This window comes from Sulfitobacter noctilucae, assembly GCF_000622365.1.
Taxonomy (GTDB): domain Bacteria; phylum Pseudomonadota; class Alphaproteobacteria; order Rhodobacterales; family Rhodobacteraceae; genus Sulfitobacter; species Sulfitobacter noctilucae.
Map to the genome: position 1 here is coordinate 178,375 of NZ_JASC01000003.1, position 22,401 is coordinate 200,775.

Below are 22,401 nucleotides of genomic sequence, written 5' to 3' on the forward strand. Positions count from 1 at the left end.
GGCAATTCTTGAGACATAGAGATCAACCAAGGATGGTCCAAATGCTACATACGAACACGAATTCTTCCTCCTACCCCGGCATCGTAGGGATGCCGCAAGATTTGCGGGTGCTTTTGTTGGATGACAGCAACTTTGACCGCGCCCGGATCAAACGCCTGTCGCAAAAGACGAAGATGGGTATTCACATGGATGAAGTGGATAGCATCGCGGCGATGGACGTCGCGGTTGCCCGCGAAAATTACGATCTGATCCTCATCGATTATCGCTTGCCCGAAGGCGACGGGATGCAGGCGTTGGAACATGTCATGCGTACTGATCTGAACAAAGACGCAGGCAAGATCATGATCACGGGCGATGGCTCCAGAAATACCGCGTTGCAGGCGATGCGAGGTGGATACCATGATTTTCTAAGCAAGGATGACATGGACGTTGACGGTCTTCGTAATGCGATGATGAACGCGCTGAGCGTCGCGCGGGAGCGTCAGCATATGATCCTGCAAACGCTGCAGCAGACGGAGATCATACGTCAAGGGCTGCTATCGGCGTTGAAAGACAGCGAAGTGCAAGGGAATGTCGTATCCTTGCTGCGCGAAAACATGATCGGTATGGGTGCCGGAAACGATACCCTGCGCAATCGTTTCGACATCGCTGATATGGACTCATTCCTCGCGGGTTTAGGGGATGAGGACGAGTTCATCTTCCACTGAACTTCGCGAGGGTAAGGCTACCGTTCGCGACCCAGTGGGCGGCTCCTAATTTTTGGCACGCCCGTTTTTCAAGGCGTAGCAACCTCTTGGCCTGTCAGCTTTTACCGGCTAAGCCAAAGCATGCGCCTTGCTCTTGCCATTACCCTTGCCATGATCGCCTTTGCGGCAAATTCTGTGCTTACCCGCATGGCCATTGAGGGCGGGCATATTGATCCTTCCGGTTTCGCAATCGTGCGCGTGGTTTCTGGTGCGGTGGTTTTGGGGATGGTGGTCTCCTTACGCGGTGGCGGGCTGCCGCTTTTGCGGCGCAACCGCATCCCCGGGGCGCTTAGTCTGGCGGTGTATATCGTGGGGTTTTCATTGGCCTATCTCACGTTGGATGCGGGGCTTGGAGCACTTATTCTGTTCGGCGTCGTCCAGATCACGATGTTCGCGCATAGTATCGCGACCGGTACCCGCCCCGGTATGCGTCAATGGACCGGTGGCGCAGTGGCCTTTGCGGGGTTGGTGGTCGCGCTTTGGCCCGGGCCGGGCAGCACTGTCGAACCTATCGGGGCGCTGTTGATGGTCTTCGCTGGATTGGGATGGGCCGCTTATACAATTCAGGGCCGCGGTGCGCGCGACCCGCTTGCCGCGACATCTGCAAACTTTCTGCTCTGCGTTCCCATCCTTCTGATTTTGCTGACGGGCACGGGCCTGCGCTTTGCGCCGACCGGCGTGGCGTTGGGCATCCTTTGTGGCGGGCTGACGTCGGGTCTGGGGTATGCACTTTGGTACGCTGTACTGCCTCGGATCGACGGGGCCACGGCCGCCATTGTTCAACTGAGCGTTCCGGTGATTGCAATTTTTGCGGGCGTGGTCCTGCTGGGAGAGGTCGTAACCGTGCCGTTGATCCTTGCAACCGTGCTCGTCGTCGGTGGGATTGGCTGGTCGGTCAGCGCAAGAGCAGTTCCAGCGGATCGTAGCTGATACCGCCGCCAGGACCAAAAGCCAGAGCGCGCAGGCTGTCGGGTTTGTGGCGATATGTTTGCAGCTCCGCCTCCGTTAGCCAGTACCACTTGTCGACGATCCGGTCAGGATCTTGCCAGGTCGGGTCAATCTGCGCGGTGCCGCTTAACGCGCAACGAAAATAGATATCGACCTGATGAAAGGCCGTACCAGGATCGTGAAATTCGTTTACCATGCACGGGTCGCCCACCTCGACAGACAGACCGGTTTCCTCATAAAGTTCACGACGCAGATTGTCGGGGAGGGAACTGCCGGTTTCCACACCGCCACCGGGCAGGCACAACAGATCGCTCTGCCCATCGGGATAGGCATTGACCAGCAGCAGCCTGTCCTGGTGCACAATGACCGCTCGCACGGCAAGTCGGGGTGATTTGGGGCGCATCGGCTGACTTTCGCAAAGCTTTTGACGCATAGCATTTCACAGTGCAGGAATTCAGTCTATCTGAACAGACATGAGATATCGCATCATGATCATCGCCGCCCTTATCGGGCTGACCGCGTGTCAAACGCAAGCGCAGGACCGTTGCGTTGTCTTGCTGCATGGTCTGGCGCGAACCGAGACGTCCTTCGCATTGATGGAAGCAGCATTGGAGACCGAAGGCTATCGGATTGTACGCCCTGGCTATCCCTCGACCGAAGAACCGGTGGAGAAATTGACGAAACAAACAGTGCCAGCCGCCGTTGCGGCCTGCGGCACGCCGAAGGTGGATTTTGTGACACACTCAATGGGTGGGATTCTGCTGCGCCAGTATGTGGCCGAAGTGGGTGCCGACCGCGTAGGACGTGCCGTCATGTTGGGGCCGCCTAATCAGGGGAGCGAAGTCGTCGATGAGATGGATGATATCGCGGCTTTTGACTGGTTGAACGGACCGGCGGGACAACAAATGGCGACGGGGGCAGAGGGGCTGCCGCGCCAACTGCCTCCGGTGACGTTCGCACTGGGGGTGATCGCCGGATCACAGTCCCTCAATCCTTACTTCTCCAGCATTCTGCCGGGACCGGATGACGGCAAGGTTTCTGTTGCCTCTACCAAGGTGGCCGGGATGCGGGATCATCTGGTTTTGCCTGTGACCCACACCTTTATGATGAACAATCCGCAAGTGATCGGGGAAACCATGGCGTTCTTGCGCGACGGTAAATTTGACCGGTCGATGACATGGTTTGATGGGGTGCTTGATTCCATCGGATGTACCGATGGGGAATGTCTGCCCGGAGTGGAGTCTGCGGATGCCAAACCTTGATATGACCGGCGCTGACGTTCTGCTGCCGGAGGGTGTGGTTCAGTCCACGCTTTCCTTTGCAGACGGGATCATTGTCCCAGATACCGTGGGCCATAAGGTTGATCTGACCGGCTATCTGGTGCTGCCCGGCATTGTGGATTTGCATGGTGACGGGTTCGAGCGGCATCTGGCCCAGCGGCGCGGCGCGATGAAACAGATGGATGCGGGTTTGATCGCCTGCGAGGCGGAACTGGCGGCCTGCGGTATCACCACGGCCGTGCTGGCACAATTTGTCAGTTGGGAAGGAGGGATGCGCGGACTTGAATTCGCCGACCGCGTGTTTCGCGCCATCCGCGAGACGAATGCGGCGGTCGTGACAGACCTACAGGCCCAGCTGCGGTTTGAGACGCATTTGCTGGAGCTATATGACGGGTTACCTGCGAAGTTGGCGGACTGGGGCGTCGGATACGTGGTTTTTAATGATCATCTGCCACACGACCGCCTACGCGAAGGCAAGCTGCCGCGCCGTTTGAACGGGCAGGCGTTGAAGGCGGGGCGCAGCCCGCAAAAGCACCATGATTACATGATCGCGCTGCATGAACGACAGGCGGAGGTGCCTGCGGCACTGGATACGCTGTGCCCTCAACTCGCGGCGATGGGCATACACATGGGTAGCCACGATGATGCGACCTCTGAGACCCGCGCGGATTGGCGGTCGCGGGGTGTGACACTCGCAGAGTTTCCTGAAACGCTGGCTGCAGCAGAGGCGGCGCATGGGGCAGGGGATTCGGTGATTATGGGCTCACCCAATGTGGTGCGCGGTGGGTCGCACAACGGGAACCTGTCTGCCATCGACTTGATCGCGATGGGGTATTGTACGGCGCTGGCCTCTGATTACCACTATCCGTCACCGCGCCGTGCCGCTTTGATGCTGGTGGATGCTGGCATTTGTGACCTTGCTGGGGCTTGGGGCTTGATCTCCTCCGGCCCTGCGGCCGTGCTTGGCCTGTCAGACCGAGGCAACTTGGCACCCGGAAAGCGGGCAGATTTCGTCGTGTTGAACAAGCGCAGTCGTAGGATCGCCGCCACTTTTGCAGGCGGGCAGGTGTCCTATATGTCAGGCGCAATTGCGGACCGGTTTATCGGCTGATCCGGTTGACGTGGCCCATTTTGCGGCCCGGCTTGACCTCGGCCTTTCCATACAGATGCAAAGCCGTATCCCGCTCTTGTGCCAGCGTAGGCACACGGTCCATATCATCGCCGATCAGGTTTTCCATCACCACGTCCGCGTAACGTGATCCATCGCCCAAGGGCCATCCAACGATGGCCCGAATGTGCTGCTCAAACTGATCGACGGTGCAGCCGTTTTGCGTCCAGTGGCCCGAATTATGCACACGCGGGGCGATTTCGTTGACGATCAAGCCATCAGTTGCAACGAAAAGCTCGACACCCAGAACGCCGACATAGTCCAGTCTATTCAGTATATTACCAGCCATCAGGACGGCATCGGTGCGCTGGGCGGTATTCAGACGCGCAGGTACGGTGGTGGTGTGCAAAATGCCGTCGCAGTGCACATTTTCGCCGGGGTCAAAGCAGGCGACCGCGCCGCCGCTGCCGCGCGCCGCGATGACCGATACCTCATGGGTGAAGTCAACAAACCCTTCCAGCACCGCTGGCGCATCGTTCATATCAGCCCAGGCTTTTGCAGCATCCTCCGTGCTGCGCAACCGGGACTGACCCTTGCCGTCATAGCCGAAGCGGCGCGTTTTGAGGATCGACGGGGTACCAATCTGTGCGACCGCCTCTTCCATGCTCTTTGCATCAGTTACGTCTGCAAAAGGGGCAACGCGCAGGCCCAACCCTTGCAGAAACTCCTTTTCCGTCAACCGGTCTTGCGAAATACGCAGCGCCTCGCGGCCCGGGCGGATCGGCACCATCTGCTCAATGAGATCAAGCGCTGCGGTGGGGACATTTTCGAACTCGAAGGTCACAACATCACAGCTTTCGGCAAAGCGGCGCAGGGCGTCGTGATCCTCATAGGCGGCGGTGGTCACTTGATCGGCCACATCGCCTGCGGGGGGATTGGTACCAGGCTCAAAGATGTGCGTCTTGAAGCCAAGCCGTGCTGCTGCGACCGACAGCATCCGGCCCAATTGTCCGCCGCCCAAAATACCGATGGTGCTGCCTGTGGGGAGAGGTTCAGTCATCGCTTGGCACCTCCGGGATCGACGCGCTGAGGGCGGCACGCCAGTCATCCAGTCGCTTGGCGAGGGCCGCATCCTGAAGCGCGAGAATACCCGCAGCCATCAATGCGGCATTGGCAGCCCCCGCTGATCCGATGGCCATTGTCGCCACGGGAAATCCGCGTGGCATCTGCAGGATGGAATAGAGCGAATCGACCCCGGACAGGGCTTTGGTTTGTACAGGCACGCCGATCACCGGCACGCGGGTTTTGGATGCCATCATCCCCGGCAAATGTGCGGCCCCGCCAGCGCCCGCGATGATCACCTGCAAACCGCGATCAACAGCGGTTTTGCCATAGTCCCAAAGCCGGTCGGGTGTGCGATGCGCCGATACAATCCGGCTTTCAAATCCGATGCCCAGTTCATCAAGCAGTACGGCCGCCTCGCGCATGGTGGACCAATCCGATTGTGAACCCATGATGATACCGACGGGAGGAGTGGTCATAATGTGTGCCCTTTGGCTGGAGACTGGAAGGCCGCACTATACCCACGCAGAACCGCAGGGCAACGCGGGAAACTGCACGGTTCAGGCGATAATATCAGGTGTCAACCGATCCTCGATTTGCGAAATCAGATCCTTCAGCCGCAGCTTGCGCTTCTTCAGGCGCTGGACCGTCAGCTGATCAGCTGTCGAGCGCTCTGATAGGGCCGAGATCGCCTCGTCCAGATCACGATGCTCGCGGCGAAAGACTTCAAGTTCGACGCGCAAAACCTCATCGGTTTTCATCGACAGATCAGAAGAGGCGTTCATAAACAGATGATTCCATTATTTTTCTTACCATTATTATAGGTGTTCACCTTGCTTGCGCATAGCCCTTGCGCAAGCGTAGCGCCGCCCCCATATTTGATTGAGGGTCGCCATAACGGGGCCCGCATTGACTGTCGCTTGCCGAAAAAGGACGTGTCGCATGACGAAACTGACGCTTGCCTCCTATCCCCATATGTTGGGATTTGAACAGCTTGAGCGTGTGCTGGAACGCACGGCCAAGTCGGGGAACGAGGGCTATCCGCCCTTCAACATCGAACAAACATCTGATTTCAGCTATCGCATCACCTTGGCCGTAGCGGGATTTGGCGAAGATGACCTCTCGATCACAGTAGAGGATCGGCAATTGGTTATTCGAGGCCGGCAAACCGATGACAGCGATCATCGGGTGTTTTTGCACCGAGGAATCGCCGCGCGACAGTTCCAACGCAGCTTTGTACTGGCCGATGGTGTGGACGTGGGCGAGGCGCAGATGGAGAACGGTCTGCTGCATGTGGACTTGACCCGCGCCAAACCAGAGACAGTTGTACAGACTATAAAGATTAAGAAAGGGTAGGACGATGCAAGACATGAACTCCCAAACGAGCGACCGGACGGTCTATGTGAAAACCATTGCCGTGTCTGATTTGCCGCGCGAAGTGCGCGACCAGGCTGAAGGGCTCAAGATGCTTTATGCGGTGCACGACGCGGAAGGCCAGCAACTGGCGCTGGTCGGTGATCGCAAGCTCGCGTTTCATCTGGCACGCGAACATGACTACGCGCCGGTGATGGTACATTAAACGTCAATTTGAAATTCTACGTCAGGATGCAACGCGCATTTGGCAGAACGAATGAAAAAGCGCAGCCTGTATCGGGCTGCGCTTTTGCGTTTTACTTCTGATCCGCAGGCAACCTTAGCCTGAGATCAGACCCATGCTTTCAAGCTTGAGCAATACCTGATGGGCGCAATTGTCGACATCAACGTTCTCGGTCTCAACGCTCAGTTCCGGATCCTTGGGTACATCGTAAGGGTCCGAAATGCCGGTGAATTCCTTGATCTTGCCTTCACGCGCGAGCTTGTAGAGACCTTTGCGGTCGCGGCGCTCGCATTCTTCGATCGACGTGGCGACATGCACTTCGACAAAGGCACCAAAGGCTTCGACGTCCTCGCGCACCGCACGGCGGGTGGTGGCGTAGGGCGCGATGGGCGCACAGATCGCGATGCCGCCGTTCTTTGTGATTTCGCTTGCGACATAGCCGATGCGGCGGATGTTCAGATCCCGGTGTTCCTTGCTGAACCCAAGTTCCGAGCTGAGGTTCTTGCGCACAATATCACCATCCAGCAGCGTCACTGGGCGGCCACCCATTTCCATCAGCTTGACCATCAGAGCATTGGCGATGGTGGATTTGCCGGAACCGGAAAAACCGGTGAAGAACACGGTAAAGCCCTGCTTGTTGCGTGGTGGCTTTGTACGGCGCAGTTCTTTGACGACCTGAGGGAAAGAGAACCACTCGGGGATTTCCAGACCTTCCTGCAGACGGCGGCGCAATTCGGTGCCGGAGATGTTCAGGATGGTGACATCATCCTTGTCCTTGATCTCGTCCATGGCTTCGTATTGTGCGCGTTCGTCGACCCAGACCATGTGTTTGAAATCGACCATCTCGATGCCCATTTCTTCCTGATGCTCGCGGAACAAATCCTGTGCATCATAAGGACCATAGAAATCTTCGCCCGCTGAGTTCGAACCGGGGCCTGCGTGGTCGCGGCCTACGATGAAGTGCGTACAGCCGTGGTTTTTTCGGATCAGACCATGCCAGACCGCTTCGCGCGGGCCGGCCATGCGCATGGCAAGATTCAGCAAGGACATCGTGGTCGTAGCCGCAGGATACTGGTCTAGTACGGCCTCATAGCAGCGCACGCGGGTAAAGTGGTCAACGTCGCCCGGCTTGGTCAGGCCGACAACCGGATGGATCAGCAGGTTGGCCTGCGCCTCGCGGGCAGCGCGGAAGGTCAGTTCCTGATGCGCACGGTGCAGGGGGTTGCGGGTCTGGAAGGCGACAATCTTGCGCCATCCGACTTTGCGGAAATAGGCCCGCAGTTCGTTAGGCGTATCGCGGCGGGCGCGGAAGTCATAGTGGACAGGCTGCTGGATGCCGGTGACGGGACCGCCCAGATAAACCTTGCCGGCCTGATTGTGCAGGTAGTTCACCGCCGGATGGGCGTCATCATCTGCGCCAAACACCTTTTCGGCCTCACGGGCTTTGTTTGGCTCCCAACGGTCCGTGACGGTCATTGTGGCAAGGATCACACCTTCCTGATCCCGCAGGGCGATGTCTTGCCCGATTTCCAGCTTGCCTGCAAAATCTTCGGAGACATCGAGCGTGATCGGCATGGGCCACAGGCTGCCGTCGGTCAGGCGCATGGTTTCGACAACGCTGTTGTAATCAGCTTCTGACAGGAACCCTTTGAGCGGGTTGAACCCGCCGTTCATCAGCAGCTCCAGATCGCAGACCTGTCGGGGGGACAGATCGTGGCTGACCAGATTGGCCGCTTCGGATTTCATCTTCTGCGCCGAATCGTAGGACACATAAAGCTCCGGAATCGGAGCGAGGTTCGCCAGATAACTCATATTTGTCTCGTTTCTTACCAATGACGTCAGGGGCCGCTTTGCTGCCCCTATGCCGCGTGATTACGGTCAAAGTCTAGCTAGAGAGAGGCTCTTTTCCGAAAAAGGGGGGATTTTCGCGCAGGATTGTTGGTCTCACGCCGCGATCAGGCGCGCCAAGGAGCTTTGGCTTGGGTCAAAGTCGTACGCAGTCCGCTCGCGTCCTTCACCGGCAGCGCGTGCAGCGGGACGCTGACGCCCCGCAACGTGAGCGACACCATCTGTTCGGTCTGCACCTCGATCCCCGCAGCCTGCAATAGCGGGGCTGAGATCAGCGCCTGAACTTCGTGCTCTTTTGTTGCCCCCTCAATCCGTGACGCCGTGTTGACCGTATCCCCGATTAAGGTGCGCGGCGCCTGTCCGGCGGCACCAATTTCACCCAGCACCACATCGCCCAGATGGGCACCGATGCCGATAGCAACGGGGCTTTGCCCTTCGCGGCGCAGGGTGTTGTTGAACTGTTCCAAAGCCTGCGCAATTCCCTCGATCGCGGCAAGCGCGGCCCGGGCGGATGTCGCAGCGTCCTTTGTCTCAAACAGAGCAAGAAAACCGTCGCCCAGATATTTGTCGACGCTGCCACCAGCGAGGTTGATCGTTGGCACAACGGCATCGAAAAACCGGTTCAGAAGGAACACAACGTCATAGGGCAGTTGTCCGGTCGTTCGCGCCGTAAAGCCGCGCATATCGAGGAAAAGCAAAGCCAGCTCTTTCTCCTCGCCCTGACTGGCATGGTTGCGAAAGGTGCTTTTGCCGTCGGGCTGGAACACCCGGAAGACTTGCATAGGGTGCATCGGTTTGATTTGGCAGGCAAGCCGTGTGCCCTCGCTGGCACCTACCGCAGCAAGGCTCCGGGCTTCGGCTTGGCTGGCGGGATGTAAAAGATCGGCGCCTTCTTCGACCACCACGCGGCAGGTAGTGCAGCGTCCCCGGCCCCCGCATAGTGATGCATGGGGAATGCCGCGCAACCGCGACATTTCCAACAGGGTCAAACCCATCGGCGCGGAGATCTGCGGTCCTCCGACATAGCTTATGGTAACAGACCGCCGCCGCCTGCGCAGGTATTTGACGAGATAGGCCAGCGCCACCAGCACCACGATCGCCCCCCAAAGCCAGCGCAGCTGACCCGTCCAACCTATAAGCGTGCCAAAGGTTTCTGCGTCGGGAAAGTTGAATGCCGTCAACATTGCATTGCGCTGATCGGGTTCGGCAAAGGCGGCTTGCACACGCCGCCCTTCTACCAGGAATCCCGCTAGGGCAAAGGCCGGTACCAGCGTCGCACCGCCGATGAGCGCTGGCAGGGACCGCCGCCACCAAGCCTTGCCCCGCAACCAGAAGTGCAGGCCGACACAGCCGTGCACCCAAACGACCAGCAACAGCAGGCTTTGTTTCCAGCCGTCCGCCGTGCCGTAAAGCAGGAGCATGATATACCCCATCTCGTCGTTCACATTGAAAAGTTCATGTGCGGTGCGGGTGTGGATCAGATGCGCCACCAGCAGGATCGGGATCACGATACCAAGCGCGATTTGTAGAGCCTCCCACGCGGGCATCCGCAAGGTGCCGCGCCGCGCGAGCTTTACGAGCACGAGGCTCATATGCAGGGCGAAGGCACCATAAATCAGAATGCTGCCCAACAGGCTTCGGATGACAATCTGCCGCCAGTCTTGTGCCGCATCCATCCAGACCGGCGAAAACAATCCCAGTCCAATGTTCAGGAAATGGGTGAGCGCATAGGCGAAAAGAACCAACCCGCTGGCGATGCGCAACCGCGTGGGCCAAGTGCCGCGCCACAGATCGTTCATAAGTTGCCCCCTGTCAGCCTTGAGAATGGGCGGGCGGGCAGGGGGCCGTCAAGCTTTGGCTTATTCGGCCACTTTTGCGCCGTAGCCCAGCGGCAGGGATGTGTCCTTGCCGCCTTCAATGTCAACATCTTCGCCGACTTCTGCCAGAAAACGCTCCGCTTCCAGCGCTGCCATACAGCCCATGCCAGCAGAAGTGACGGCTTGGCGGTACTTGTGATCGGTCAGATCGCCCGCGGCAAACACGCCCGGAATGGAGGTTTCGGTGCTGTCAGGCTTGGTCACCACATATCCGCCCATATGGGTTTCCAGCGTGTCCTTGACCAGTTCATTTGCAGGCGCATGGCCGATGGCCACAAATACACCTTTGCACGGAATGTCTGTGATCTCGCCGGTTTTGGTGTGCTTGACCTTGATCCCCTCAACGCCCAGCGGGCTGTCGGTGCCATAGACTTCCGCCAACTCGTGGAACCAGAGCGGTTCGATCTTGGGGTTTTTCATCAACCGGTCGATCAGAATCTTTTCCGCACGCAATTCATCGCGGCGGTGGATCAAGGTGACTTTGGACGCGAAATTGGTCAGGAACAGTGCTTCTTCCACAGCCGTGTTACCGCCACCAATCACGACGATCTCTTGGCCGCGATAGAAAAAACCGTCGCAGGTGGCGCAGGCGGACACGCCAAAGCCTTTGAATTTCTCTTCAGTCTCCAGCCCCAGCCATTTCGCCCGTGCCCCCGTGGCAAGAATGACCGCATCGGCTACATAGGTTGTGCTGCTGTCGCCTTTGGCGTGAAACGGACGGCTGCTCAGATCCAGATCAGTGATGATATCGCCGATGATCTCGGTGCCCATTGCTTTGGCATGGGCTTCCATACGGACCATCAGATCGGGGCCCTGCACTTCGGTATCGCCGGGCCAGTTTTCGACTTCGGTAGTGGTGGTCAACTGGCCGCCGGGCTCGATGCCCTGCACCAATATGGGGTCCAGCATGGCACGGCTGGCATACACACCAGCGGTATAGCCTGCGGGGCCGGAGCCGATGATCAGAACCTTCGTCTTGCGCGTGTCAGCCATGTGGCCACCCCCGATAGATGTGTTGCGTTGGGGGTGATATAGACCTGCCTGAAGCGTACTTAAACCCCCAGAACCATCGCAAACCTATGCTGAAGCGTTTGGCCCTACCATAAGAATATTGCGCAGTTGCGAAACAATATTGCGCCTGATAGCGGCGCTGCTATAAGAATCGCAAATTGAAAGGGGCATCGAATGACAGGTACGCGGCTTGATCCGATCGACCGGAAAATTCTGGCTGAGCTTCAGTCGGATGGGCGGATGACCAATGTCGAACTTGCAAAGCGGGTCGGCATTTCGGCCCCGCCCTGTCTGCGCCGTGTACGCACGCTGGAAGAGCAGGGCTTTATTCGTGGCTACCATGCTGAGGTGAACGCCCGCACTCTGGGTTTTGAGGTGCAGGTCTTTGCGATGGTGGGCCTGGCCAGTCAGGCCGAAACGGACCTGAGCGCTTTTGAGCAGAAGTGTCGCGAATGGCCGCTGGTGCGCGAGTGTCACATGCTGAACGGTGAGGTGGATTTCATCCTGAAATGTGTCGCACCTGATCTGTCGTCGTTTCAAAGTTTTTTAACAGGCGATCTTTTGACCACACCGAATGTGGAAAGCGTCAAGACCAGCCTTGTCATTCGCGGGGCAAAGGATGAACCCGGTGTGCCTTTCGATGTGCTGGAAAAGCGGTTGGAAGTCGCCCCCTGACATAAGGTGCCGGAGGGCGTATGCTTTAACCGATAATGTCGGTTTCCAATGTTTCTTCGGGCGCGCGGGGATGGGCCAGCGGACCGAAATCCGTGATATGGGCGATACGGGGGAACATACCGAGGAAACGGTCGCGTAGAGAATGCGAGACGCTGCGGGCTGCGTTGGCACCGGGATGAAAGGTTTCCATCTCGACCCCGCCCGCGTTGATTGCGGCATGGCGATCAAGACAGATGTGGAACAGGCGAACGGGCGTCGGAGGGACCACCTCGATCACATTCACACCGTCAAGAAACTCGCGGACGGGTGTCAGAAGCCGTTTTTCACCGGCTTCAGAGCGTAGACGATGCGGCGTATGCAGAATACGCGCAGCGGGACCGACCGTCAGAAATGTATTCGGGCGGCCTTGTCCAAAGGTATCGGCCATCACCCGCAACAACGGCGTGCGGCGGCCCGCGTCAGCGGGTGAAAAGCTGCTGGACCCGATCCAGACCAGCTTGGCCGGTTCCCCCGTGGTGGTGTTGACCATATCGCCCGGCTGTAGATCTTCGATGGCCACATCACCCTGCGGTGTGGCGATCAAAGTGCCGCGTGCGAATGCCGAAAAGGCGCTGTCGAACAAAGGAATGGCAGGAGCTTTGTCCTGTCCGATGTGCAGCGTATTGTCTGCCCGCAGTGCAGCGATCTCAAAGCTACGCATCGGCAGCGGTGGTACGGCGTTCAGACCGCGATCAGACGGATTGGAGCGCAAAGGCAGACCTCGCAGACCGGAGGGCGTTGGAGGGATGGGGCGAGAGCCCCGAGTAGCAGTCAGTGTCATGCGATCACCTTTTCTCAGGTTGGTCACATCCGTGTCGGCCCCCACCGACAAGCACGGAAATAACGAGATGTCATTTCGGTTTTTCTATGACACCTAAATTGCCTAAAAGAGGGCGATTGTCAAAGTTTGCGAGACATTAGAGCCGCATTTAGGCCTAATTTGCCTTAGTTTCGCGTCTCTGTTTCCTCAATTCCAATTGGATTTGCCACATTTGACGGAAACGAAACGACCCCGGCTGCGAATCGACGCAAGCCGGGGTCGTGTGGATACATATTTTCTCATTACCTGTGAGATCGCCTGGGGGGAGGCTTTACAGGGGAGGCAATATGTCTGGGGATCAGGCGGCCTTGTGCTGCTTGTCAGCTTGCTTGCGCTTGGCGATAAAAGCCGCCCGACGGGTGCCGCGGGCCCAAGGCATAACGGTGTCTTCTTTGGCAGCTGCTGCGACGATGCCTTTGATGAAGCGTGTGTTCGTTTTCATGGTTCTGATCCTCGGTGTGATTCTGTGGGCTGTGCCGCCCTTTGATTGAGGATAAATATGCAGGGGCAATCGGGCCGGTTTTTGGCAATATGGAAGTTTTTAGGAATATTCGAAGAGCCGATTTGCTGGGTTTATGGCTGCGGTGCCGTATTTGTCCTAACGCGCTGATTTCTAATAGAAAATGCAGCTCCGGTTCACCAATAATCCATATTTCGGAGGATTGTTTCTGTCTTTGCATCGTCGCAGTTAGGCAGCTTAACGGCAGGTTTTGCCCCATTTGCGCCCAGATTAAAGCGTGATTGCCGAGATCAGGCGGCCATAGTCGGCCTCTTGGGCATGGGTGGTCCGCCGGTAGGAATAGAATCGGTCAGGATCGCTGTAGGTGCAGTGCCGCGTCCATTCAGCCGAGCCGATCCCGGCAGCCCGCAACCGCGCCAGGCCAAAGCCGGGCAGATCGAACTGCATCCGGTCCTCTTTGCCGTTTGCAAAGAAACGGCTGTTCTCGGGATCACCGGCGATGAAGTCTTCAAAGAACTCCGGTCCAACTTCATAGGCCTGCTGGCTGATGCAGGGTCCAATGACCGCGGCAATATTTTCGCGCTGCGCGCCGATTTCGATCATTGCGTCAATTGTGGCATCCAGCACGCCGTCCAGCGCACCGCGCCAGCCCGCGTGGGCGGCACCGATCACGCCTGCGTCGGCATCAGCAAAAAGCACCGGCTGGCAATCGGCTGTCAGCACGGCAAGCGCGATGCCGGGCGTATTGGTGACCATGCCATCCGCTTTGGGCCGTTCGTCCAGCGGTGATGTGACCGTTACCACATCCGCTGAATGGACCTGATGTATACCTGTCAGGTGATCCGCTGCTACGCCCATGGCGTCGGCAACACGTGCGCGGTTGATGGCGACAATCTCCGTCTGATCCGAACTGCCATGTCCGCAATTCAGCCCTGCGAACACACCTGAGGACGCCCCGCCGCGCCGGGTAAAGAACCCGTGTCGCAGCGCCGACAGGCTGTCACTGGTCAGTATCTCAAGCGTCACGGCTGCACCCCCGGTGGCGGTACGCTGTCCTTGCCGGTCAGCGCCATTACTTTGAACAGGTTTCCCATTTCTGCCGGGTGCGTCAACCGCCGATGCGCGGCGATATGGCTGTCGCGCGCAGGACCGCTTAGTTTGAGGGCCAAAGCCTGAGCCCGTGCCGTGATGCCAAGCCGTTCCAGAAAGACGCCTTGAGGTGTCAGCGCCGACACGGTGCAGCCGGTTGCCGCTTCGGCCAAAGCGCTGAAATTCACATGTGCGGTCAGATCGGCCTGTCCCGGTGTCTCTAGCGGACTAACCTTTTCATGGCTGCGCAACGCCTGAAGCGTATCACCCTTGGTCTGCCAATCGCCGTAGTCGATAACGAGCGCGGTACCGCCGTGATCGCGCAGGCGCTGCGCAATCGGGTCCATCGTCGGGGCGAGCGCTGCGCAGGTCTCCACCAGATCCCCGGCTTCCGCATCAGGCAGGGCGGGTTGGGGTTGCACAGGCCCAAGGCCAAAGACCAGTTGATCGCCGTCAAGCCCGACCTGACGTTCACGCCACCCGCCACCGTCGCACAGAAACTGGCGGATCGGCAGCACGTCAAAGAATTCATTGGCAATCAGAAAGAGCGGTTTCTGCGGCAGTTCCTCGACACTGTCAGCCCAGTGCACTTCTGTCCCCTCCAGCGTCTTGGCTTGCGCGCTTTTCAACGCTGGCGATGCTTCGACTAACACCATTTGCGCGGCGGCCAGAAAACCCGGCACCCGCGCACAGGCTCGCAAAGCGTCAGCCATCAGCGTACCGCGACCGGGGCCCAGTTCGGCCAGAGTAAAGGGGGAGGGTGCCCCGCTGTCCATCCAGCTTTGTCCCAAGCTGAGGCCAATGAGCTCACCAAACATCTGGCTGATCTCGGGCGCGGTGGTGAAATCACCCTGAACGCCCAGCGGATCGCGCGTGGTATAGTAGCCAAGCGTTGGATGCAGGAGGCAGGTCGTCATGTATTCGTCGATCCGCATCGGCCCCTGAGCCGCAATTCGCCCAACGATATGGTCGTGCAAACTCATGTAGTGCGGCGGGCGCGGAGAATGAAATAGACGCCGACCAGGATCATCGGGATACACAACAGCTGCCCCATGGTCAGCCCGTACCCACCCGATTGAAGGGCCAGACCCAACGGATTGCCTTCGGATACAAACTGCGCATCGGGCTGGCGCACAAATTCGACGATGAAACGCGCGGCACCATATCCGGCCAGAAAGGTGCCCACAAGCAGACCTTCACGTTTCAGCGCACCGCGGCGCCAAGCCATCCAGACCAGCAGCCCGCCCAGAACCAGCCCTTCTAGCGCTGCTTCGTAAAGCTGCGAGGGATGGCGCGCGCAAATACCAGCGACTTCGGGACAAAACTGTGCAGCCTGCGTGGGAAAAGCGACCCCCCAAGGCAAATCCGTGGGTCTGCCCCACAGCTCTGCGTTGATGAAATTTGCGATGCGGCCCAGAAACAGACCTGGCGCAAGGCCCAGCACCACCATGTCGCCTGTGGAAATGGTGCGCAGCTTGTGCACTTTCGTGAAGAGATAAGCCGCGAGAATGACCCCGATCGCCCCGCCGTGGAACGACATCCCGCCTTCCCACAGCTGCAAAATGCGCAATGGATTGGCAAGGTAGTAACTGGCCTGATAAAACAGCACATAGCCCAGTCGCCCGCCAAGGATCACGCCAAGGATGACCCAGAACAGCAAGTCTTCGATCTGGGCGGGCGTCATTACAGGTTTTAATCCGGTCCACAGCCGCGGCGTGCGCACGGCCGCCACCACCAGCCGCCAACCCAGCACGATGCCCACAATATAGGCCAGGGCATACCAGCGCAGAGCGAACTCCATACCAAAGAGCGAAACCGAAAATATTTCGGGCGAGATGTTGGGAAAGGGGAGCATTGCGATCATGACGCCGATTGAGACGGGATAACGCGGGAAGTCAACCTTGCCTGCGCAGCCTACCGCCCCCATATAAGGGTTAACCAGATACCGGAGGCCGATCATGCAGACCCGCAACAAATTTTTCGACGATATGTCCCAGATCATGACGAACGCCATGGGCGTCGCACAAGGGGCCAAGGACGAAGCAGAAAATGCCATGAAGGGTCTGATGGACCGCTGGCTTGCAGACCGTGATTTCGTAACCCGCGAAGAATTTGATGCGGTGCGCGCGATGGCGCAAAAAGCGCGCGAAGAGAACGAGGCGCTGAAGGCCCGACTGGACAAATTGGACGCCAAATAAAGGGCGTTTTCTGCGACTTGTACGATGGCTGGCTGATTGCGATGCGGTATGAACAGCTTGAGGCCGGTCAATCACGGCCGAGCAGGTACTGATGATTGAAGGGGTGAGCTTGAGCTATCTGCTTGATGGCCCTATGGCTCACGATCGCCTTGCTCCATGACGCAGCCCAGATGGTTCAGGGCGTCGTTGACGCATTCGCGCGACTGAAACTGAGAGAATGCCAACAAGCCAGTTCTTGCAGGAAAAGACAGTGTTAAGCCGCGCAGCAATATCGGGCACCTGTCCAAACGCCGAGGTACCCGAATGACGAGTTTGATCAACTCCTGAGCAAATCTTGCATCCAGCGCAAGCTAATCCACAAGATATTGCAGTTATCCCCAGAAAAGGGGGTTGCCAGATGCCCTGCTTTGGCTTCACCATATCTTGTATAGGCGGTTGTCAAGACAGCGGTCTATTGTGCAGGCATCCAAGTCTGGTGTGGCGCAGCCGCTATCCGGGCTTGGACATCAAAAAGAGGTGTCGAAATGACCCTGACCGAGCAGTACGTTGAAGAAGACATTCACCCCATTGATATTGTCGAGAACCTGGCGGCTTATCACGACTGGGACTTTGATCGCATTTCCGACGAACAGATCGCAATGGCTGTCGAAGGCCAATGGCGCACGTATTCCATCACGTTGGCCTGGTCCGCGTTTGACGAAACTTTGCGGCTTATTTGCACATTCGAAATGGACCCGCCAGAGGAGAAATTGCCCGGTCTGTTCGAGTTGTTGAACTCTGTAAATGATCAATGCTGGGCTGGCGCTTTTACCTACTGGGCCGAACAAAAGCTGATGGTCTATCGCTATGGATTGGTCTGCGCGGGCGGCCATGATCCGAGCGCTGAACAGATCGACACGATGATTGGTGCTGCGGTGATGTCGGCAGAACGCTATTATCCGGCCTTGCAATTGCAGGTGTGGGGCGATCAATCCCCCGCCGAGGCGCTTCAGGTCGCCATTGCAGAGGCCTACGGTCGCGCGTAACACTGCCCCCGAATAATCGGGGGTAAATACCATGAAAGACAGCCGTATCGCCAAAGAGGGCCTTGTGCTTTTGGGCTGTGGCAAGATGGGATCGGCCATGCTGGAAGGCTGGCTGGCCCGCGGCTTGCCGACCTCATCGGTCTGGGTGATTGATCCCTATCCCTCTGACTGGCTCAAATCTTCGGGCGTACATCTGAATGCAGACTTGCCTGCCACACCCGCCGTGGTTCTGGTTGCCGTGAAGCCCCAGATGATGGCCGAAGCCCTGCCGACGCTCAAAGCCATGGGGAATGGCGATACGCTTTTTGTCAGCGTCGCTGCGGGCACGCCAATCTCGTTTTTCGAAACCGCGCTGGGCGATCAGACACCGGTCGTCCGCGCCATGCCCAATACGCCTGCGGCCATATCGCAGGGCATCACTGCGATCGTGGCAAACGCGGTCGCGGGCGATGCATCGCTGGACGAAGCCGAAGCCTTGCTAAGCGCGGTGGGAGCGGTGGTCCGGCTGGAGAATGAGGGGCAGATCGATGCGGTGACTGGGGTCAGCGGATCAGGTCCGGCCTATGTGTTTCATATGATCGAAACGATGGCCGCTGCGGGCGAGGCCGAAGGACTGCCCGCTGCACTGGCGTTGCAACTGGCGACCGCCACGGTCGCGGGGGCGGGCGCATTGGCGGCGCAATCGGGCGAGACGCCCGGCCAATTGCGCGTGAATGTGACCTCGCCGAATGGCACCACGCAGGCGGCCCTAGAGGTGCTGATGAATGAGAAAGACGGCTTTCCGACGTTGTTGAAGCGCGCGGTCAAGGCAGCAGCAGATCGGTCAAGGGAGTTGTCGCATGGGTGAGATTGCATTTGACGACTTCATGAAGGTCGATGTGCGCGTCGGTACCGTGATCCGCGCAGAGCCTTTTCCCGAAGCCCGCACTCCGGCGATTAAGCTGTGGATCGATTTCGGTGGCGAGATCGGAGAGCGCAAAACCTCTGCCCAGATTACTGTGCATTATGAGCCCGAAGCGCTGGTGGGGCGTCAGGTGATGGCGGTGGTCAACTTTCCACCGCGCCAGATCGGGCCTTTCATGTCAGAGGTACTGGTGCTGGGCCTACCGGATGAAACGGGTGCGATTGTTTTGCTGTCGCCGGATCAGCCGGTGCCGGATGGCGGGCGCATGCACTAGCGGCAGTTGCCGCGCTAAGGTGCCGTGTCGCCCACCGCTTCGCGCCAATGGCGGCGGCAGAGTGAGACATAGGTTTCATTGCCGCCGATCTGCACCTGTGCACCGTCCCTGATCACGGCACCTGCCGCATCTGTGCGTACAACCATCGTAGCCTTCTTACCGCAATGGCAAATGGTGCGCACTTCGCGCATTTCGTCGGCCAACGCCAGAAGAGTGGCGGAGCCCGGAAAAAGCGCGCCGCGAAAATCAACGCGCAGGCCGAAACACATGATCGGCACTTTCAGATCGTCGACCGCGCGCGCCAATTGCCACACCTGTTCGGCTTCCAGGAACTGCGCTTCATCAACAAAAATACAGGCACAGGGGCCGCTTGTCATACGCGCCCTAATCTTGGCGAACAGGTCTTCGCCGGGGGCATATGTATCGGCCTCCTGCCCGATCCCAATGCGCGAGGCGATGCGCCCCTCGCCTGCGCGGCCATCGAACTGGGCCGTCAGCAGATAGGGTACCATGCCCCGTTCGACATAGTTATGCGCCGCTTGGAGCAATACAGTCGATTTACCGGCATTCATGGTTGAATAATGAAAGTAAAGTTTTGCCATGCGGGTTGTTATGCCAAGCGGGCCGATACCTTCAAGCCTTGAGCGACGCTAAAAAAGCGCACGCCGCCACTGCTTGGGTCCATGTGTGCGGCAAGGACCAAGCGGCGGCGTACACCCCTAAACACTCCCACCCGAAAGAGGGATACTCGTTCAGCCTGCGAACCTATGCAGGTGGGGTACAAATGGCATTTACCCCAAGTGCGATTAATGGGAAAAGTATTCCAGCATTCCCCACGTCCGATTGCGGGGCAGGACCGAATTCAAGGATTTTCGCATATGGCCAAGATCGCCAGCTATTTGAAAAAGCACACCGAGGCGCTGGTCAAGGATGTCGGGATCGAGCCTGCATGCACTGTGACGGGCAAATCCAAGGCCACGTTGGGACGCTATTATTCGGATAGTGATGAACATGCGGACCGTTTCATGCCCATCGACGCTGTGGCCCAGTTGGAAGAGGTCGCAAGCTATCCTCATGTCACGGCGGCTTTGGCCGAACTTGGTGGCATCGGGCTGAACTTTGAGCGGAAGCTGTCGAATTCCGACAAACGCAGCAGCGTGAATTCGGATGTCATCGCATTGAGCCAGCGCTTTGCGATGTTGATGGCCGAATACCAGCAGTCGATGGAAGATGGCCGGATCAGCGTGAACGAAGCCAAAAGGCTGCTGAAGGAAACATCATTGCTGCAGCAGGTTTTGGTAGACATGAAGCTGAACTTGGAAGATGAAAGTGGCAACTGACCTTCCGGCGCTGCGGGCGGATCAACTACCTGAAATTGATGTCGATGCGCTGAAAGCGCCGGATGATCCGGGGCATAAGCCACGTATTCTGTTGCTTTATGGGTCGCTACGCCCGCAAAGCTACTCGCGCCGCGCAGCCGAAGAGTCCGCCCGGATCCTCGAGCTGCTGGGCTGTGAAACCCGGATGTTTGATCCCACCGGTCTGCCCTTCCCGGATGGGGCAGAGCCGGACCATCCTAAGGTCGTTGAACTGCGCGAGATGGCCGTCTGGGCCGAAGGCATGGTCTGGTCCAGCCCCGAACGGCATGGGGCCATGACGGGGATCATGAAATGCCAGATCGACTGGCTGCCATTATCCTTGCAGGGGGGTATCCGCCCGACGCAGGGCAAAACGCTTGCCGTCATGCAGGTGTCTGGCGGATCGCAATCCTTCAATGCCGTGAACCAAATGCGAATCCTAGGCCGCTGGATGCGGATGGTCACCATCCCGAACCAATCCAGCATTCCGAAGGCCTGGCTGGAGTTCAACGGCGAGGGACGCCTGGCCGAAGGATCATTCTACGCGCGAATCGTGGATGTCATGGAAGAGCTGGTCAAATTCACCTGGATGGTGCGCGGACGCAGTGACTATCTGGTTGATCGGTATTCAGAGCGGGTCGAAAGCGTTGAAGAAGTGCACAAACGGGTGTCTTTGAAAAAGGTCTAGGTCCGCATCACCCGTGTTTTTGCACGATGACCGAACCCACCGAATACCCTGCGCCGAAGGAACAGATCAGGCCGGTATCGCCGTCTTGAAGATCGTCGGAATATTTCGAGAAGGCGATGATCGACCCTGCCGACGACGTGTTGGCGTAGTCCTGCAGAACATTGGGCTGTTCGCCCGGTTCGGGTGTCCGGCCCAACACTTTGCGCCCGATGAAATCGTTCATCGATTTATTGGCCTGATGCAGCCAAATGCGTTTCAGATCAGCGGCTTCGACATTGGTGTCGGCCATATGAGATGCGACGTGGTCGGCCACCATCGGCAGGACTTCCTTGAACACTTTGCGCCCGTTCTGCATGAATTGCATGTCGCGGCGGTCGGCGACGCCGTCCGGACGCGAGCGGCGCAGGAAGCCGTTGTTGTTGCGGATATTGTTCGAGAATTCGGTCGCACATCTCGTTGATTTGACCTCAAAATACGCACCCGTGGCGTCTTCGGCGCGTTCGATCAGGGTGGCGGTTGCAACATCACCAAAGATGAAATGGCAATCGCGGTCGCGCCATTCGAGGTGGGCGGAGCAGATCTCGGGGTTCACAACAAGTGCGGAGCGGATCGAGCCGCTGCGCACCATGTCCGCAGCCGCCTGAATGCCGAAGGTGGCAGAGGAGCATGCAACGTTCATATCGAAAGCGAAGCCGTTGATTTCCAACAAATCCTGTATCTCGATCGCCACTGCAGGATAGGCGCGTTCGAGGTTGGAAGCGGCACAGATGACCGCGTCCACATCGGCGGCAGTCTTGCCTGCAGCCTTAAGCGCTTTGTTGGCCGCATCTAACGCCATTTCGGCCATAAGGCTCGGCTCATCATCGCTGCGCTGGCGCAGCAGCGGATGCATCACCTTCGGGTCGAGGATGCCCGTCTTATCCATCACATAGCGTTGTTCGATGCCGCTTGCCTTGAAGATGAACTCTTCCGAGGAATGCTCCTTGGCCACGATCGTACCCGCCTCAATCGCATCGGCATTTTCAGCATTGTACAGATCGACGTAGGCGTTGAAGGTCTCAACCAATTCGGCATTGGTGACGACCGCGTCCGGAGTGAAGACGCCTGTACCGGTGATGGCGGGTGTATACATCTGAATTCCTTCACTTTTTACCGCAGTGACCATAAGGGGGTTCGCCCATTGCTAAACCTTATAACAATTGTCACACAATGTGCATCGGACGTACACCGCAGGTGTGTCTATTGGTGTTATGGAGTTTTAACGAAAGGATCAGAAGGTCGCTACACGAAATGTGACGAGGAGGGCTCAAGCCCGCGCTGCGCACTTTTGATAGAATGCGCTTAAGGACAGCCTACCCGGCGGCGGGGAAAGCAACTCGTTACCCTGAAGCGAG

At 58.1% G+C, this 22,401-nt stretch carries 27 protein-coding genes; 13 read left to right on the forward strand and 14 right to left on the reverse strand.

Annotated elements, in window-relative coordinates:
• The first annotated feature begins 41 nt into the window (after window positions 1–41).
• The gene (locus Z945_RS0103255) at window positions 42–707 is read left to right on the forward strand and encodes a response regulator (protein WP_025050687.1); all 666 of its coding nucleotides are present in this window, start codon (window positions 42–44) and stop codon (window positions 705–707) included.
• 120 nt (window positions 708–827) lie between these two features.
• Entirely contained in the window at window positions 828–1,676 is an 849-nt protein-coding gene (locus Z945_RS0103260) for a DMT family transporter (protein ID WP_025050688.1), read from the forward strand.
• Here the strand turns inward: Z945_RS0103260 and Z945_RS0103265 are convergent.
• Window positions 1,642–2,097, reverse strand: a complete 456-nt coding sequence (locus tag Z945_RS0103265; RefSeq protein WP_025050689.1) for an NUDIX domain-containing protein — start codon at window positions 2,095–2,097, stop codon at window positions 1,642–1,644. The two genes, Z945_RS0103260 and Z945_RS0103265, sit on opposite strands and share 35 nt — an antisense overlap.
• An 85-nt stretch (window positions 2,098–2,182) precedes the next feature.
• Here Z945_RS0103265 and Z945_RS0103270 point away from each other — a divergent pair, with 85 nt between their 5' ends.
• Both Z945_RS0103270 and Z945_RS0103275 read left to right on the forward strand, forming a co-directional pair.
• A complete protein-coding gene (locus Z945_RS0103270; RefSeq protein WP_052862599.1) occupies window positions 2,183–2,956 on the forward strand; it encodes an alpha/beta hydrolase in 774 nt (257 codons plus the stop codon).
• Window positions 2,943–4,085: an alpha-D-ribose 1-methylphosphonate 5-triphosphate diphosphatase gene (locus tag Z945_RS0103275; RefSeq protein ID WP_025050691.1), complete on the forward strand. Its 1,143-nt coding sequence runs from the start codon at window positions 2,943–2,945 to the stop codon at window positions 4,083–4,085. The genes Z945_RS0103270 and Z945_RS0103275 overlap by 14 nt, the downstream gene beginning before the upstream one ends.
• Here Z945_RS0103275 and Z945_RS0103280 read toward each other — a convergent pair.
• From Z945_RS0103280 to Z945_RS0103290, 3 genes are all read right to left on the reverse strand, one after another.
• Window positions 4,075–5,142 (reverse strand): 5-(carboxyamino)imidazole ribonucleotide synthase, encoded by a 1,068-nt coding sequence (locus Z945_RS0103280; RefSeq protein ID WP_025050692.1) that lies wholly within the window; start codon window positions 5,140–5,142, stop codon window positions 4,075–4,077. The genes Z945_RS0103275 and Z945_RS0103280 overlap by 11 nt on opposite strands.
• Window positions 5,135–5,623, reverse strand: a complete 489-nt coding sequence (gene purE, locus Z945_RS0103285; protein WP_025050693.1) for a 5-(carboxyamino)imidazole ribonucleotide mutase — start codon at window positions 5,621–5,623, stop codon at window positions 5,135–5,137. The genes Z945_RS0103280 and purE overlap by 8 nt, the downstream gene beginning before the upstream one ends.
• Before the next feature lie 81 nt (window positions 5,624–5,704).
• Window positions 5,705–5,929: a YdcH family protein gene (locus tag Z945_RS0103290; RefSeq protein ID WP_025050694.1), complete on the reverse strand. Its 225-nt coding sequence runs from the start codon at window positions 5,927–5,929 to the stop codon at window positions 5,705–5,707.
• 157 nt (window positions 5,930–6,086) lie between these two features.
• On the opposite strand from Z945_RS0103290, the gene Z945_RS0103295 reads away from it, so the two are divergent.
• Window positions 6,087–6,500, forward strand: coding sequence for an Hsp20 family protein (locus Z945_RS0103295; RefSeq protein WP_025050695.1), 414 nt, complete (start codon window positions 6,087–6,089; stop codon window positions 6,498–6,500).
• 13 nt (window positions 6,501–6,513) lie between these two features.
• Window positions 6,514–6,723, forward strand: coding sequence for a DUF1150 family protein (locus tag Z945_RS0103300; protein ID WP_420911445.1), 210 nt, complete (start codon window positions 6,514–6,516; stop codon window positions 6,721–6,723).
• Window positions 6,724–6,837: 114 nt separating this feature from the next.
• On the opposite strand, the gene Z945_RS0103305 is transcribed toward Z945_RS0103300, so the two are convergent.
• From Z945_RS0103305 to trxB, 3 genes are all read right to left on the reverse strand, one after another.
• Window positions 6,838–8,553: a bifunctional sulfate adenylyltransferase/adenylylsulfate kinase gene (locus Z945_RS0103305; protein ID WP_025050697.1), complete on the reverse strand. Its 1,716-nt coding sequence runs from the start codon at window positions 8,551–8,553 to the stop codon at window positions 6,838–6,840.
• A 143-nt stretch (window positions 8,554–8,696) separates the two neighbouring features.
• Window positions 8,697–10,388, reverse strand: a complete 1,692-nt coding sequence (locus Z945_RS0103310) for an adenylate/guanylate cyclase domain-containing protein (RefSeq protein ID WP_025050698.1) — start codon at window positions 10,386–10,388, stop codon at window positions 8,697–8,699.
• A 60-nt stretch (window positions 10,389–10,448) separates the two neighbouring features.
• Window positions 10,449–11,459 carry a thioredoxin-disulfide reductase gene (gene trxB, locus Z945_RS0103315; RefSeq protein WP_025050699.1) on the reverse strand — a complete coding sequence of 337 codons (1,011 nt, stop codon included), beginning with the start codon at window positions 11,457–11,459 and terminating at the stop codon, window positions 10,449–10,451.
• Window positions 11,460–11,651: 192 nt separating this feature from the next.
• Between trxB and Z945_RS0103320 the strand changes: the two genes are divergently transcribed.
• Window positions 11,652–12,152, forward strand: a complete 501-nt coding sequence (locus Z945_RS0103320; RefSeq protein ID WP_025050700.1) for an Lrp/AsnC family transcriptional regulator — start codon at window positions 11,652–11,654, stop codon at window positions 12,150–12,152.
• A gap of 25 nt (window positions 12,153–12,177) precedes the next feature.
• Here Z945_RS0103320 and Z945_RS0103325 read toward each other — a convergent pair whose 3' ends face one another.
• The 5 genes from Z945_RS0103325 to lgt form a co-directional block, all read right to left on the reverse strand.
• The gene (locus tag Z945_RS0103325; protein WP_025050701.1) at window positions 12,178–12,972 is read right to left on the reverse strand and encodes a Hint domain-containing protein; all 795 of its coding nucleotides are present in this window, start codon (window positions 12,970–12,972) and stop codon (window positions 12,178–12,180) included.
• Window positions 12,973–13,309: 337 nt separating this feature from the next.
• Window positions 13,310–13,453, reverse strand: a complete 144-nt coding sequence (locus Z945_RS20675) for a hypothetical protein (RefSeq protein ID WP_169736944.1) — start codon at window positions 13,451–13,453, stop codon at window positions 13,310–13,312.
• Window positions 13,454–13,741: 288 nt separating this feature from the next.
• Entirely contained in the window at window positions 13,742–14,497 is a 756-nt protein-coding gene (gene pgeF, locus Z945_RS0103335) for a peptidoglycan editing factor PgeF (protein WP_025050702.1), read from the reverse strand.
• A complete protein-coding gene (locus tag Z945_RS0103340) occupies window positions 14,494–15,543 on the reverse strand; it encodes a class I SAM-dependent methyltransferase (protein ID WP_025050703.1) in 1,050 nt (349 codons plus the stop codon). The genes pgeF and Z945_RS0103340 overlap by 4 nt, the downstream gene beginning before the upstream one ends.
• Window positions 15,540–16,424, reverse strand: coding sequence for a prolipoprotein diacylglyceryl transferase (lgt, locus tag Z945_RS0103345; protein ID WP_025050704.1), 885 nt, complete (start codon window positions 16,422–16,424; stop codon window positions 15,540–15,542). Before lgt ends, Z945_RS0103340 begins: the two co-directional genes overlap by 4 nt.
• 94 nt (window positions 16,425–16,518) lie before the next feature.
• Between lgt and Z945_RS0103350 the strand changes: the two genes are divergently transcribed.
• The 4 genes from Z945_RS0103350 (at window position 16,519) to Z945_RS0103365 (ending at window position 18,961) form a co-directional block, all read left to right on the forward strand.
• Window positions 16,519–16,758, forward strand: a complete 240-nt coding sequence (locus tag Z945_RS0103350; RefSeq protein WP_025050705.1) for an accessory factor UbiK family protein — start codon at window positions 16,519–16,521, stop codon at window positions 16,756–16,758.
• A 524-nt stretch (window positions 16,759–17,282) separates the two neighbouring features.
• Entirely contained in the window at window positions 17,283–17,783 is a 501-nt protein-coding gene (locus tag Z945_RS0103355; RefSeq protein WP_025050706.1) for a type III secretion system chaperone family protein, read from the forward strand.
• Between the two features lie 31 nt (window positions 17,784–17,814).
• Window positions 17,815–18,630, forward strand: a complete 816-nt coding sequence (gene proC, locus Z945_RS0103360; RefSeq protein WP_025050707.1) for a pyrroline-5-carboxylate reductase — start codon at window positions 17,815–17,817, stop codon at window positions 18,628–18,630.
• A complete protein-coding gene (locus tag Z945_RS0103365) occupies window positions 18,623–18,961 on the forward strand; it encodes a tRNA-binding protein (RefSeq protein WP_025050708.1) in 339 nt (112 codons plus the stop codon). Before proC ends, Z945_RS0103365 begins: the two co-directional genes overlap by 8 nt.
• Before the next feature lie 14 nt (window positions 18,962–18,975).
• On the opposite strand, the gene Z945_RS0103370 is transcribed toward Z945_RS0103365, so the two are convergent.
• Complete coding sequence (locus tag Z945_RS0103370) at window positions 18,976–19,563, reverse strand: thymidine kinase (protein WP_025050709.1); 588 nt, start codon at window positions 19,561–19,563, stop codon at window positions 18,976–18,978.
• 276 nt (window positions 19,564–19,839) lie between these two features.
• Between Z945_RS0103370 and Z945_RS0103375 the strand changes: the two genes are divergently transcribed.
• Window positions 19,840–20,301: a hypothetical protein gene (locus Z945_RS0103375; protein ID WP_025050710.1), complete on the forward strand. Its 462-nt coding sequence runs from the start codon at window positions 19,840–19,842 to the stop codon at window positions 20,299–20,301.
• Window positions 20,285–21,007, forward strand: a complete 723-nt coding sequence (gene arsH, locus Z945_RS0103380; protein ID WP_025050711.1) for an arsenical resistance protein ArsH — start codon at window positions 20,285–20,287, stop codon at window positions 21,005–21,007. The genes Z945_RS0103375 and arsH overlap by 17 nt, the downstream gene beginning before the upstream one ends.
• A gap of 7 nt (window positions 21,008–21,014) precedes the next feature.
• Here arsH and Z945_RS0103385 read toward each other — a convergent pair whose 3' ends face one another.
• The gene (locus tag Z945_RS0103385; RefSeq protein ID WP_025050712.1) at window positions 21,015–22,139 is read right to left on the reverse strand and encodes a beta-ketoacyl-ACP synthase III; all 1,125 of its coding nucleotides are present in this window, start codon (window positions 22,137–22,139) and stop codon (window positions 21,015–21,017) included.
• Window positions 22,140–22,401 lie beyond the last annotated feature (262 nt).